Origin of the sequence: Gemella sp. zg-570 (assembly GCF_018866345.1) — a bacterium.
Classification (GTDB): domain Bacteria; phylum Bacillota; class Bacilli; order Staphylococcales; family Gemellaceae; genus Gemelliphila.
This window is the reverse complement of sequence record NZ_CP076443.1, coordinates 93,238-107,468: the sequence shown is the minus strand read 5'-3', so window position 1 is coordinate 107,468 and position 14,231 is coordinate 93,238. Positions and strand designations below refer to the sequence as shown.

At 28.3% G+C, this 14,231-nt stretch carries 12 protein-coding genes; 4 read left to right on the top strand and 8 right to left on the bottom strand.

Features of this window, described 5'->3' with window-relative positions:
• Positions 1-266: 266 nt before the first annotated feature.
• From KMP11_RS00480 to KMP11_RS00465, 4 genes are all read right to left on the bottom strand, one after another.
• Positions 267-866: a response regulator transcription factor gene (locus tag KMP11_RS00480; protein ID WP_216279901.1), complete on the bottom strand. Its 600-nt coding sequence runs from the start codon at positions 864-866 to the stop codon at positions 267-269.
• Positions 863-1,717: a sensor histidine kinase gene (locus KMP11_RS00475; RefSeq protein ID WP_216279900.1), complete on the bottom strand. Its 855-nt coding sequence runs from the start codon at positions 1,715-1,717 to the stop codon at positions 863-865. The genes KMP11_RS00480 and KMP11_RS00475 overlap by 4 nt, the downstream gene beginning before the upstream one ends.
• Positions 1,718-2,018: 301 nt before the next feature.
• On the bottom strand, positions 2,019-2,759 hold the full coding sequence (locus tag KMP11_RS00470) for an ABC transporter permease (RefSeq protein WP_216279899.1): 741 nt from the start codon (positions 2,757-2,759) through the stop codon (positions 2,019-2,021).
• Position 2,760: 1 nt separating this feature from the next.
• Positions 2,761-3,636, bottom strand: coding sequence for an ABC transporter ATP-binding protein (locus tag KMP11_RS00465; RefSeq protein ID WP_216279898.1), 876 nt, complete (start codon positions 3,634-3,636; stop codon positions 2,761-2,763).
• A 222-nt stretch (positions 3,637-3,858) separates the two neighbouring features.
• Between KMP11_RS00465 and KMP11_RS00460 the strand changes: the two genes are divergently transcribed.
• Positions 3,859-5,193, top strand: a complete 1,335-nt coding sequence (locus KMP11_RS00460; RefSeq protein ID WP_215755848.1) for an MATE family efflux transporter — start codon at positions 3,859-3,861, stop codon at positions 5,191-5,193.
• A 280-nt stretch (positions 5,194-5,473) separates the two neighbouring features.
• Here the strand turns inward: KMP11_RS00460 and KMP11_RS00455 are convergent, their stop codons facing one another.
• Positions 5,474-6,520: a LacI family DNA-binding transcriptional regulator gene (locus KMP11_RS00455; protein ID WP_216279897.1), complete on the bottom strand. Its 1,047-nt coding sequence runs from the start codon at positions 6,518-6,520 to the stop codon at positions 5,474-5,476.
• 414 nt (positions 6,521-6,934) lie between these two features.
• Here KMP11_RS00455 and KMP11_RS00450 point away from each other — a divergent pair, with 414 nt between their 5' ends.
• Positions 6,935-7,891: an L-lactate dehydrogenase gene (locus KMP11_RS00450; protein WP_215755850.1), complete on the top strand. Its 957-nt coding sequence runs from the start codon at positions 6,935-6,937 to the stop codon at positions 7,889-7,891.
• 663 nt (positions 7,892-8,554) lie between these two features.
• Here KMP11_RS00450 and purD read toward each other — a convergent pair.
• The 3 genes from purD to rpsU form a co-directional block, all read right to left on the bottom strand.
• Positions 8,555-9,793 (bottom strand): phosphoribosylamine--glycine ligase, encoded by a 1,239-nt coding sequence (gene purD / locus KMP11_RS00445; RefSeq protein ID WP_216279896.1) that lies wholly within the window; start codon positions 9,791-9,793, stop codon positions 8,555-8,557.
• A 72-nt stretch (positions 9,794-9,865) separates the two neighbouring features.
• Positions 9,866-11,377 carry a bifunctional phosphoribosylaminoimidazolecarboxamide formyltransferase/IMP cyclohydrolase gene (gene purH / locus KMP11_RS00440; protein WP_216279895.1) on the bottom strand — a complete coding sequence of 504 codons (1,512 nt, stop codon included), beginning with the start codon at positions 11,375-11,377 and terminating at the stop codon, positions 9,866-9,868.
• Positions 11,378-11,664: 287 nt separating this feature from the next.
• Positions 11,665-11,838 carry a 30S ribosomal protein S21 gene (rpsU, locus tag KMP11_RS00435; RefSeq protein WP_135156913.1) on the bottom strand — a complete coding sequence of 58 codons (174 nt, stop codon included), beginning with the start codon at positions 11,836-11,838 and terminating at the stop codon, positions 11,665-11,667.
• 572 nt (positions 11,839-12,410) lie between these two features.
• Between rpsU and KMP11_RS00430 the strand changes: the two genes are divergently transcribed.
• Both KMP11_RS00430 and KMP11_RS00425 read left to right on the top strand, forming a co-directional pair.
• Positions 12,411-13,052 carry a hypothetical protein gene (locus KMP11_RS00430; protein ID WP_216279894.1) on the top strand — a complete coding sequence of 214 codons (642 nt, stop codon included), beginning with the start codon at positions 12,411-12,413 and terminating at the stop codon, positions 13,050-13,052.
• Between the two features lie 414 nt (positions 13,053-13,466).
• Positions 13,467-14,030 carry a hypothetical protein gene (locus tag KMP11_RS00425; protein ID WP_216279893.1) on the top strand — a complete coding sequence of 188 codons (564 nt, stop codon included), beginning with the start codon at positions 13,467-13,469 and terminating at the stop codon, positions 14,028-14,030.
• The last annotated feature ends 201 nt before the right edge of the window (positions 14,031-14,231 follow it).

Below are 14,231 nucleotides of genomic sequence, written 5' to 3'. Positions count from 1 at the left end.
ATTTTTTGCCTTTTATTATATATCTTTATATTTATAAAATATTAGCTAGACCTTGGCTTATATGTAAAATAATTTTTAAAGTTTTCGCCGTTTTAAAAATTATAAAAACCCTCTGTTTTTAGCCACATTAAGAGCTGCTAGTCTATTACTTGCGTCAAGTTTATTTAGAATATTAGAAATAATTTCTTACTCTTGCATTTTTTCTAAAGTTTTTATAAAGATAACTTATATTTAAAATAATTTTAAAATTTTCGCCATTCTAAAGTTTATAAAAATCCTCTATCTTTAGCCACATTAAGAGCTGCTAGCCTATTACTTGCATCAAGTTTATTTAGAATATTAGAAATATAGTTTCTTACCGTTCCCTCTGACAGATACATTTTTTTAGCAATTTCTTTATTGCTCAAACCACTTTCAATAAGCAATAATATTTTTATTTCTTGGGCTGATAAAATATTATCAGACAAAACAATATTTTCCATAAGTTCTGGTGAATATTCTTTTTTTCCCTGCAAAACTCTCCTGATAGTAGTCATCAATTCTTCTATTGACCTATCTTTTAAAACATAGGCGTCAACATTATTTTTTATTGCCCTTTGGAAATAACCTCTTCTTTTAAAGGTTGTAACGATAATTACCTTGGTAGCCATATTATTTTCTTTGATATATTCTAAGACGTCTAAACCTGTCTTGACCGGTATTTCTACATCTAGTATTGCAACATCAAAATTATCTTGGCTTAATAAGTCTTGGGCTTCTACACCATTACTTGCTTGAATAACATTTTTTACATCATCTTCTAAAAGCAAAAGTTTGGCTAGGGCATCTCTTAACATACTTTGGTCTTCTGCTAGTAATATTTTCATTTTGTTACTCCTTTTGGAATAGTTATTTTTATCTGTGTCGGATTTTTTATATTTTCTATTGCGACCTTACCGTCTACTAGTATTATTCTTTCCTTAATACTTTTTAATTCTTTACCAGTCAAATTCCCAAAACCCTTACCATTATCTTCTATATAAAAGGCTAATTCTTTTACATCTTCTTGAAAAGTTATTTTACAAAAAGTTGCTTCGCTATGTTTTAAAATATTATTGATACATTCTCTTAGTACCATAGCAAGTGTTGACTGTTCTATCGGAGATAGGTTGCCCTTAGCAAAATTTTCATGAATTTCAAATCTTATATTTGCCAAGTCTAAAATTTCTTTGGTTAGATAAAGTTCTTCTTCTAAAGTTCTATAATTTAGATTATTTATTATCTGACGAATTTGTTTTGAAGTATCCTTTGTTATGCTATTAAATTCTGCTATTTCTTGTTTAGCTTCTAGGTATTTTTCTCTTTCCAAAAATTTTATGGCTAGATCTGATTTTAGGCTCAAAGTTGCAAAAACATGACCCAGTGTATCATGCAAATCACGACCTATACGATTTCTTTCATTTTCTGCAAGAAGATTATTAATATATTCATTGTGTTTTAATTTTTCATATTCCTTCTCAGCCGTTAAAATATTAAGTCTAGCGGATAGGTGCATAATTAAACACAGCGTAACTAGGACAAGACCAACAAAACGCTCATAAAATTTTGCATTACTTAATAAGCTGTAATTTATATAAATTATGGCTATACAGAGAAAAAAACTAAGGTGTCTAAAAGATTTTATATTGGTATCCTTATACTTATAATTTATCAGAGAACTATGATAAATAAACATCATACTATTAAATACTGAAAAAATTAAAGCACTAGCCAAAGAATAAAGGCACATATAACTCCACATAAGATAAGAAATAAATTTATTTTCTAGATAGAGTGAAGCGATATAGCAAAATCCCATTATAACTGTTAAGTAAAACATATAAGCAGGGTAATCACCTGTATAGGTGTAGTAAAAAGGAAAAATTAGCCAAAATAAAGAAATATAAAACATTAAACTGTATTTTTCTTTTGAGACAGAAAATAAATTCATAAGTACCTCTTTAAAAAATTCTTTCCTAAATTATACCACAATAAACTTACTAAGCCCTATATCTTTTTCTTAGTAGTAGGGTAATAAAAACTAAGACGAAAAAATAGGCTATTAAGACGAAAAATGAGTTACTAGCAAAGGCTTTTTTATTTAAAAATTCATTTGCCATATTATTGATATGATAAGTCGGTGTTAATTTTGCTATTTTTTGTAAAAATTCTGGAAAAGTATCTATCGGCCACCACAAGCCACTAATCATGGATAAAAATATAAGTATTATATTACTAAAAGCTGCAACCTGTTCAGAAGTTCTTACCAGTGTTAATAAAAAACCAATTCCCATCATACAAATTGAACCAAATAGAATAATTAGAAAAGAAATCAACCATTCACTAGCAGAAAGTTTTACCCCCTTAACAAGGTAACCGATAGAAAAAACAAAGATTATAGCAATAACAAAATTAGCCACTATTCTTAAAATTTTAACCAGATAATACTGCCAAATCTTAATAGGTTTCATACTTAAAAAATCAAACCATTTTGTATTCCTATCTTCAACAACCATCATAGGAAAAGATATTATAGAAAAAGAAATACTAGAATAGATACACATTGCTATCATAATATATTTTATTACATTGGGAATAATCTCTGCTGGATAAGATTTTGTCAAGATAGACGACATAAGTAGAAATATCATGACAGGCAGACCAATTCCCATAATAAATAATGATAAATTTCTTTTAAATAAAAGCCACTCTGTTTTTAATAAAGCTGAAAAACTAGTCATCTTATTTTTCCTCCTTTGTATTTTCAAATATTGCCGTTAGTAAAGTTCGATTTTGTATTTCTATTTCATTCAGACTACAAGAATTTTTTAAAATATTCCAAATCTCATCTGCATTTTTTGTATTAAAAACAAGATTATCTTTTTTAATTTCTAAGTTTTTAATAAATTCTATTTCTTTTATAAGCGGTAGATATTTGCTAGGAATAGTAAATTCTTTTTCTAAGTCTTCAGATTTCAAAGCGTAGGGGCTTGTATCTTTTATTAAACTTCCCTTATTTAATACCAAAATACGCTCTGCTGTGTGTTCAACTTCTTCTATGTAATGAGAAGAATAAATAATTGTCATACCCTTTGATTTTAGGTCATTAACTATTCCCCAAAAACGTATTCGAGTTTCAGTGTCCATGGCAGAAGTTGGTTCATCTAAAAATAAAATTTTAGGCTTGCCTATCAAACTCAAAATAAAAAATAAAAATCTCTTTTGACCTCCGGATAATTTACTAACCAACTGATTTTTTTGTTCCGAAGAAAAATTTAAAATGGCATCTATTTCAGCTAAAGAAAGATGATTTTTATAAATGGTCTGACAAAACTCAATTAATTCTCTTACTTTTAACTTTTTCGGCACAGAATTTTCTTGCCCCAAAATAGCAATTTCTTCTTTTAAACTTATATCCGAAACTTCTTTATTGCTTATTCTGATACTCCCACTTGAAGCCTGCATTTGACCCAATAAATGTTTGAACAGGCTTGTTTTTCCTGCTCCGTTAGGTCCTATCAGGGCAAGGCACTCACCAGCCTTCACATCAAAAGAAATATTTTTTAGTATCTCCTTATCTCCAATTTTTTTACTTAAATTTTTAACAGATAATAACATAATTTCCCTCCTTGCTTTATCCCTTATAAACATTGTAATAAAAAATAAAATTATTTTTCAGTACAGGATATAATAAAAAAATATGACAAATGTAATAATTTCACTTTGAAAGAGTTTTAAATTAAATAATTATTTAATAAAATTCTTATTATCCTATTTTACTATTGATTTTATTTGTTATTAGGTATAAAATTATTGAGTGCTTTTTATTGGAGGTAGCTTATGAATGATATGTCAAAAGGCAAAATTTTGCCACAAATATTAAACTTTGCTTTGTTTATTTTTATTGGTGGACTTATGCAAAATCTCTACCTAATTATTGACTCGATAATCTTAGGTCAGTATGTCGGAAAAGAGGCTCTTGCTTCTATAGGTATTGCTTCTACTGTCAGCTTTGTTGTTATAGGTTCTATTATCGGTATTACCCAGGGTTTCAGTATTAATATGGCTAAAAGTTTCGGTGCAGGAAATTTTGTAAAATTTAGAAAATATGCCTATAATTCTATTATTTTATGTATTATTGTCGGTTTGAGTTTTAGTATGATTTTATCACTTACTAACGGCTACTTTTTAAAACTTATGAATACTCCCGAAAATTTATTTGATATGACTCACAATTTTTTACTTGTTTTATATTTGGGATGTATCGCCAATTTATTTTATAATTTATTTGCTGGAATATTAAGAAGTATAGGAAATAGTTTTGCACCCCTTATATTTTTAGGAATTTCTGTTGTTAGTAACGCCAGCTTGGTTTATATCTTTGTAGCAATTTTAAAATACGGTATCGTTGGTTCTGCTTTTGCAACTATTATTAGTCAAACAATAGCTGCCATAACTTGTTACATCTTTATAATAATAAAATACCCTCAATTAAGAATTAAAAAAGAAGAAAAAATTATCGAAAAAAAATTATTAAAAAATTTACTTTTACAGGGTATACCAATGGGTATGCAGTTTTCTTTTACAGGAATTGGTGTAATTGTAGTTCAAAGTTTTTTAAATGGTTTTTCAACAGAACACATAGCAGGATTTAGCGTTGCAATTCGTATTCAAAATATAGTACTCTATATTTATGTGGCTTTGGGTAGTGCCTTGGCTACCTACACCAGCCAAAACTTCGGAGCAAAAAAATTCACAAGAATTACAAAAGGGGTAAATTACACAGCCCTAATTTCTGTTGCTATAAGTATATTTGCTGCATTTTTAATAATAACTTTTGGTGAACAGGTCGCAAACTTATTTACAGAAGAAAAAAATCCAGAACTAATAAAAGCTACGACTACTTATTTTCATACGGTAGTTTGGGGCTATCCTATTTTAGCACTCCTAATACTATATAGAAATGTTTTACAAGGTTACGGTTTTGCTATAACTGCCATGTTTGCAGGTATAATAGAACTACTTATGCGAGTAATCGTCGTTTTTTTATTCACAGGAACTTACGGTTATTTAGCAATATGTCTTGCTGACTTAGCTACTTGGCTAGTTACTGGTCTTTCCCTGATATTTACTTACTACTACCTAAAGAATAAAAAACTAGCTATTATTAAGTAGGTATATATTCATAAATTTCTAAAAACTAGCAATACTTTAGAAAAATAGTTTAAGGTCTTGTTAGCTTTTTATTTAAATAAAATATATAAATTAATTATACGGAGTTTTAGGTTAATAAAAAACAAGGAATTTAACTTCCTTGTTTTTTATTATACTCTTATTTTTCAAATTTTATTGTAATTTCAAAAAATTTTTTATTTTACTTATTAGATTATTAAATTTATTTTTATTAAAATAAGACAAGCCCTAGCAAAAATTCTGCTGGGGCTTAGATAATTTATTATTTTGTTGTTTGTCTGTGGATAATTCTATGTGGTAGGAATAGTTGATTATTATTAGCCTTAATTTCTTCTAAGTCTCCCTCGTCAAATTCCTTATCTTTTTTCTTAGCTTTTTCAATATCAATAATTTTTGTTAAAATTCTCATAGATACTGCTCCAATATCGAATATCGGACAGAATACTGTTGATATTTTTGGTCTTGTCATATCTACCAACTTAGTATTTTCAAAAGAAACTATTTCTAACTCTTTAGGAACTGCAACTTTAAAATCTTGTGCTTGATGCAAGATTGCTAAAGCCGCTTCATCAAACATGGTGATTGCTACTTCTGCCCCTAAATCTTTCAAACGTACAAAAACTTGTTTTTCACTATCTTTATAAGTTTTATAACCCTCAATAATTAGACTAGAATCAAACTCCATAGCAAATTCAGAAAGAGCTTTTTTATAACCACTAATAATACGCTGAGCTTTTTGAGAATTGTAGGAACTAATTATCAAGGAAATTTTTTTACGACCTTTTTCTAAAAATTCTTTTGTTAGATCATAACTAGCCTTTTCATAATCAATATTCACAGAATAAAATTTATTATCTGTACTTATATTCCCAGATAAAACTAAATGTACGTCCAAATCTTCTAAATAAGACTTAGTGCTTTCAGGCATAGAATCTCCCACATATAAAATTCCATCAACCTGCTTACTCATAAAAGAATTTAAAATATCACGTTCTATTTCTTTGCTACTAGTAGAATTAGCTAAAATAACATTATATTTATACATATTGGCTACTGATTCAATTCCACTAACCGTTTCAGAAGAAGACAAGTCTGAAATATCTGGTAAAATTATCCCAATAGTTGTAGTTTTTTTACTAGCCAAACCTCTTGCAACTGCATTCGGAGTATATTTAAGTCTTTTAATTACTTCTTTTACCCTCTCTCTTGTCGCTTCTTTAACATTAGGATTATTATTAACAACCCTAGATACAGTAGCCATAGAAACCTTAGCCTCCTTGGCAACGTCATAAATCGTTGATACTCCCATATATATAATCACTCCTCAATCTTGTTTTATTTAATATTTAATTTGTAAAATTGAAACCTTTTCATCAATATAATAATTCTAACAAATAAAACTTATAAAGTCTAGTATTAAGAAATAAAAATTTATTATAAACCATTTTTTTATCTCAAGTAAAATATATTTCGAATATTACCAAATTTTCTTATATAAATTATATAAAGTAAAATTAAATTAGCTTCATTTTTTAAATAGAAAAAATAAGTAAAAAGCATAAAATTTAAACTCATTATTTTATTTTAAAAAATTTTTATCTTTTTTTTGATTTCGCTTTCTTTTTTAAAAATAATGTGCTATAATTAATTCATAAGGAAATTAATAATTTCATTAATTTTCAAAAAATAAAAATTTATAATTATAATAATGGAGGAGTTTTCTATGAAAGCTAAAAACAGAAAAGTCGTTTTAATAGGTGCTGGTATGGTAGGTATGAGTTTTGCATATCAATTATATTCAAGTGGTTTATGCGAAGAGTTAGGTTTAATTGATTTCTTCGCAGAAAAAGCAGAAGGTGAAGCAATGGACTTAAACCATGCTGGAGCTTTAGTTCCACCTATTAAAGTTACATCAGGTGGATATGAACAATGTGCAGATGCAGATGTTATTGTAATCTGTGGTGGACTACCTCAAAAACCAGGTGAAACTAGACTTGACCTTGTTGACAAAAATATGAAGGTAGTTAAAGACATGTCTGAGCAAATCGTAGCTTCTGGATTTGACGGGGTTATCGTTATAGCTTCTAACCCTGTTGACGTATTAACTAACGCATTACAAAAATTCACAGGATTCCCTAAAAACAAAATCGTTGGTTCTGGAACAACACTTGACACTTCAAGATTCCGCTACATGCTAGGTGAAGTATTAGATATAGCTCCTAACAGTGTTCGTGGTTACATCTTAGGTGAACACGGTGATACTCAATTCGCCGCTTGGTCTAACGTTTATGTTTACGGAAAACAATTCAATCAATTCTTAGAATCAACTAATAAATTTACTCTAGCTGATTTTGAAAATATTGAAGAAAGAGTTATGCGTGCCGCTTACGAAGTTATCAACCGTAAACGTGCTACATACTATGCAATCGGTATTTCATTATTGACAATAGTAAAAGCTATCTTACGTGACGAAAATACTGAACTTGCTGTATCTGGATACTGCGATGGTCACTACGGAGTAGAAGGTCTATATATCGGTACACCTGCTATTATCGGTCGTGAAGGTGTTCGTGAAGTAGTAGAATTAAAACTTACAGAAGATGAATTAGCTAAAATGAAACATTCTGCTGATGTTCTTAAGAAAACTCTTAACGATGCATACGCAGCATTAGAAGCATAATTTAAAAATAAAAATAGTGCAGATAAAAAATCTGCACTATTTTTTAGTAATATTTAATATAAAAAACAAATTCAATAAAAAACAGAATATAAATTTATTATGTTATTTTTTATTTTTTAGATAAAAAGTAAAAATTAATTTTCACTCAAGTCTGTTCTCTTTTTAGTAGCATTTATTACCCTCTATTACAGCACTTATAAAAGCTAAACTTTATAATTTTTTCACATTTATATCAAATTCACTCAATGAAATTTAACCAAATCTTTTTTTTATAATTCCAGCAAGAATAGCAGTCCCCGTATTACCTACCTCAATAAAACTTATCTTTTTGTTTTTTATATAACTTGCGTCTTATTTATTTTTAACAATATTATAAATAATTAGGATATTTTATTGCTATATTAATAGTATAAAAATTATATTTATAAACTTTAAAATTAAAAATATATCTAAGTTTATAAAATTAAAAAATAAAATAGAAAATTACAAAATAAAAACTCAAGATATGTAGTGAATATCTTGAGTTATATTTTCAATTTTAAAAGTTTTAAAACTTCTAGCAGCAATTAAAATTCATATTCAATTAGGTTAAAATTAAAATTTATATTAAAAAATTCCGACACTAAATAGCTATTTATTTTTGCTATACTTACAAATCAAAATTTATTTTATCGCCTTATCTCCTATATCCTTTCTAAAAAATAATTTTGGACTTAAGGATAGGCTATCAATTTCCTTATAAGCATTTGCTTTGGCTTCTTTTATGTCTTTACCACGTCCGCAAACTAATAAAACACGGCCACCATTTGAAAACCAAGTCCCATTTTTTTCTTCTAAGGCAGCTACATAGCAAGTATCCTTTAAAGTAAAATTCTCTAGTTCAATTCCTTTAAGATAAGACGCTGGATACCCTTCTGCTGCCAAAACTACGCCACACACTGCATCGTCTGACCATTTTAATTTTACTTCTTCATTGTTATAAATTTTTTCAATAACTTCCATAATATCGCTATCCATTTTTTCAAGTAAAACTTGTGCTTCTGGATCGCCCAATCTTGCATTAAATTCAATTACTTTAACACCGTCTTGGCTAGCAATTAGTCCTGCATACAAGAAACCATGATAAGAAGTTCCCTCACTAGCAAGACCCCTACACACAGGAAGTAAGACTTCATCAATAGCCTGCTTGCGAGCCTGCTTGCTAATTTGAGGAACGGGACTATATGCTCCCATACCTCCAGTATTAGCCCCCTTGTCAAAATCATAGGCTCTTTTGTGGTCTTGGGCAATCTCATCAAAAGGAATAACTATCTCTCCATTAACAAATGCCATCAAAGAAAATTCTTCTCCATCTAAAAATTCTTCTATAACAATCTTGCAAGAAATCTCTTCACCATAAAAATTTTTTAAACATTCCTCTGCTTCATCAAAGTTATTAGCTATTACCACACCCTTACCAGCTGCCAAACCGTCTTTTTTTATTACTAGAGGATACTTAGAATTTTTTGCATAGTCTAAGGCAGAAGATAAATTTGTAAATTCTTCATAGGCGGCTGTGGGTACATTAAATCTTGTCATAACTTCCTTAGCAAAAGACTTAGACCCTTCCATTTGTGCCGTGTACTTATCAGGACCAAAAACTTTAACTAGCGGACTTAATTCATCATAAATTCCCTTAACCAAAGGTTCTTCTGGACCAACTATAAGCCAATCAATTTTTTCTTTTTTTACAAAATCTTTTAATTTTTCAAAATCTAATTCTGTAATATCTATTAATGTTGCATCATTTCTCATGCCGTCATTACCAGGTGCAACAAATACCTCAGCAACTTTTTTACTTTTTTTTATTTTTCTACAAAGTGCGTGTTCACGTCCACCACGTCCTATGACCAATACTTTCATACACAAACTCCTTTTGGAAAAAATTTATTTTTAAAATAATAATTTTTAAATAATTAATAATAAATTCCTATATTAATGTTTAAAATGTCTTATGCCCGTTGTAACCATAGCAATATTTTCTTTATTTGCTACATCTATTGAATCTTGGTCCTTAATAGAACCACCAGGTTGAATAATTGCACCTATGCCAAATTTAGCTGCTAGTTCTACCGTATCTCCCATAGGGAAAAATCCGTCCGAAGCAAGAACAACATTAGCCTGCCCGTCTAATTTTTCTAAGGCAATTTTTGCAGAACCAACCCTATTCATCTGACCGGTACCGATACCTATTGTAGATTTACTCGTTGCCAAAACAATGGCATTAGATTTTACATGTTTTACTACTTTCCAAGCTAGTTCAAATGCTTTTTCCTCTTCAAGACTAGGTTTTTTCTTTGTTACAACCTTAAATTCTGCATCTGCTAGGCCTAAACTATCTACTGTTTGGGCTAGTAAACCCCCAGAAACAGAAACATATTGCAAGGTATCAGCCTGTGTTTTTGTAGTTTCACACACTAAAAGTCGTAAATTAGGTTTAACTTGTAAAACTTCTAAGGCTTCTTTAGAATAGCTAGGAGCAATAATTACCTCTAAGAATATTTTTACCATCTCTTCTGCTATTTCCTTGCTTACTTCTTCGTTAAGGGCAACAATTCCACCAAAAATAGAAACTGGGTCAGCCTTGTAAGCATTAGTGTAGGCTTCATAAATATTTTCTCCAACTCCAACACCACAAGGATTCATGTGTTTAACGGCTACAACTGCTGGATGTGAAAATTCTTTTACAACCTCTAAGGCCGCATCTGCATCACGAATATTATTATATGATAATTCTTTTCCTTGCAACTGCTTAGCTCCTGCTATTGTATTAGCAGCAGGCTTTTTGTCGCTATAAAAATATGCTTTTTGCTGAGGATTTTCTCCGTAGCGTAAAGTTTTTTTATTTGTGTAGCTTAATTCAATATTATCATCAACAAAATAATTTACAATTTGTCTATCATAACTTGCAGTGTGGTCAAAAACTTTCACAGCCAAAGATTTGCGATAGTCATAATCATCACTTTTACTAGCAATTTTTTCTAAAATTACCGAATAATCATCAGGGTCAACAGCAATAATAACATCTTTAAAATTTTTCGCAGCTGAACGTAACATGGTTGCCCCGCCGATATCAATATTTTCAATAGCTAACTCTTCTGTACAATCTGCTTTTGCAATAGTTTCTTTAAAGGGATAAAGATTAACACAGACTAAATCAATAGGTTTAATATTATGTTCTTTAATAGCGTCTAAGTGGTGATTTAAACTACGATTAGCTAGGATACCTCCATGTACTGCTGGGTGCAAAGTTTTTACACGCCCGTCCATAATTTCTGGAAATCCTGTAATATCTGATACTTGTTTTACCTCAATCCCAGCTTCTTTAAGAACGGTAAAAGTTCCGCCAGTAGAAACAAGTTCAAAATTTTGCTCAACTAAACCTCTAGCAAAATCAATTAATCCTTTCTTATCCGATACACTAAGTAAAGCACGTCTTTTTGTCATGATAAATTTTCTCCTAGTAAATATAAATTTTAAAAGTTTGTTTTTAAGTTTATAAATTATATTTTGTATATTTTATACAAGGTTATTATAACATAAATACATACATTTAGAAAATAATATTTATTTTTTATTAAAAATACGAACAAAATATTTTTAATTATATTTTATTAAATAAAAATTTTAAGAAGAAAATAAAAATAACCCTAGGAAAATTTCCTAAGGTTATTAAATCTAAAAGAGGGAAATCTTTAGATTTTAGTTTCTAAAATAAATTTTGCGTTTTATAACTAGAATTTACGTTTTCTAGCCGCTTCTGATTTTTTCTTACGGCGAACACTTGGTTTTTCGTAAAACTCACGTTTACGAACTTCTTGAATTGTACCGTTTTTAGAAACAGCACGCTTGAAACGACGTAAAGCGTCCTCTAGTGTTTCGTTTTTACGAACTACAGTTTTTGACATTGGACTTCCCTCCCTCCGAATTTAAAAAGTCTAAGTTGATTGTTAATTTCCTATGTTATAAATACATAAGCTACGAATTAAAATTTATAATTCACCTAAATATTGTATATTATTTTAACCTGTATGTCAATAAAACATTTATATTTATTTGTTTATAAAAATTTTTTAAATTATAAATATAAATCAAAAAATTTTTTAATTAATACAGTTTAATTTTAAAAGTCTACTATATAATTTTGCTTTAATTTAATAGTCATGAAAACTTTATAATCTGATGTTAATTTTCCTGTATTATTTATATTTTTATCTTAATTAAACAGATGCTTGTTTTTCATTAATATAGCCGTGTTTTTCAGTCTTTTTTTTCCTTGTTTTATATGCTACGATTGAGGTGCAAGATATATCTTAGTAGTAAAAAATAATTTTAAAATATATTTTCTTGCAAATAAATATATTAAATAAAAAATAAAGGAGGCAATAAAAATGAGGAAACAGAAAAATTTTTATCGGCAATCTTAGCTTCAAGTCTATTAGTTACACCTATTTCTGCTTTAGTTAGTAATTATGATAATGTGGCTAAGGCTGATAACCCAATTTGCCCTGCTAAAGTAGAAAATACTAAAATAAAAGAATTTAATAACTATCAACAATTAAAAAATTTCAAAGATATAGAAAAATATCTAAATTTAAATAATATGAAATTTTTATCAGCATACCAAATAGTAGATGATGAAAAAATAGTAGCGATAATAAATTATTTTAGCGAGGAAGATAACACTTATTACAATCTTTATACAGATGAAACACCTGAAATAAAATTTGTTTCAACTCAAACAGAAGAAAAAAATAAAGATAAAACTTTTAAATTATATTCTTGGAATGGTGTAGATTTTGATAATTCATTCTCTATTTCAGTAGATAATAACAATAAAGAAAAAAATTTTAAATTAAATAAAAGGTCTACAGGAAAAGAAGTAGCTTTTAGTTGGGCTTGTTTATTTAGTAGTAAAATTGCTTGTATATCTGCTTCAGTTGCTGGTGGAGTTATTGGAGCTGGAATAACTGGAGGATGGGGAGCAGCTGTTGGTCCCTTAATGGGATGGGCTTGCAGTTTTGTTTTCGGTAAATTAGTAGAAACTTATGGAAGTAAAGAATATGGTTGTACTTTATTTAAAAATGGAAAATTAACTTGGGACTGCATAAATAATGGGTAACTTTTTAAAACACTATATCTCAATAAGTATAATATCAATAACGATTGAAATATTATATTATATAATATTAAAAAAAGAATTAAATTTAATAACAGTGATTTTTCATATAATAATTGTAGCTATTATATATATATATATTAAAATTATACACTAAAATAAAAAATAAATAAAAAGACAACAAATAGTCGTCTTTTTTTATTTTTCAAATTCAAATTTTACTACTAAACAGAAAAAATAATAAAATTATTTTTTATAATTATACTATTTTGCAAACGCAACACTCCTTATTGTACCATATATTTTTTAAATATAATACTTGTTTTTTGTCTTTTTATATGTTATAATAAAAATGTAAATAGAAGTGATCACAATATTTCAAAATTAAAATTTTATCAACAAGGGAGGACAATTAAAATGAGTAGAAAATTAAAATTTGCTAGTGCAGTGTTAGCATCTAGCTTAATTATCACACCAATCTCTGCTTTAGTTAGTAATTATGATAATCTGGCTAAGGCTGAGGAACAACAAATTAAAATATCTAATAAAGATATAGAGGAAGCGTTAATAATTAAAGATTATATTAAGTTACAAAAGAAAAGAGGTATATATAGATTTCAATTTACTAATGATCCATCTCTTAACCAAAGACTTAAAGAAATAAATAGCCCATTAAACGATATAATTATAAGTCAATATATATCTAATTTAAACGATCATTTTATAAAAGAAAATGGTGATGGAGCTTTGACTAATACTATAAAAGAAATTAGAAATACATCTAAAAATAATATGATAAATAATATCTATACATTTCGAAATGCTTGCTCTAACGCTATGTTTGGTTTAAGTGTTGCTTCTACTGCTTTATATACTTGGGCTGGAATATTAGCTGGAGCTGGTCCGGCAGGCTGGGTGGTAGGTATAACTGGAGCAACGGTAGGAACTATCATTGGTGCAGCGGGTAATTGGGCATGTTAAATAATACAGAAAAAAAGATATTTTTATTTAATATTATTATATGTATTTTAGTTACAATTTATTTCTTTAGCTCATCATATAAATATGCTAATTTAATAGCTCATAGCTTATTAATCATAAATATTTTAGTTACTCCTGTAATTTTTAGTATAATTAAAAAAAGGAAAAAATAAAAAAATTGATTAATATTTACTTCACCAT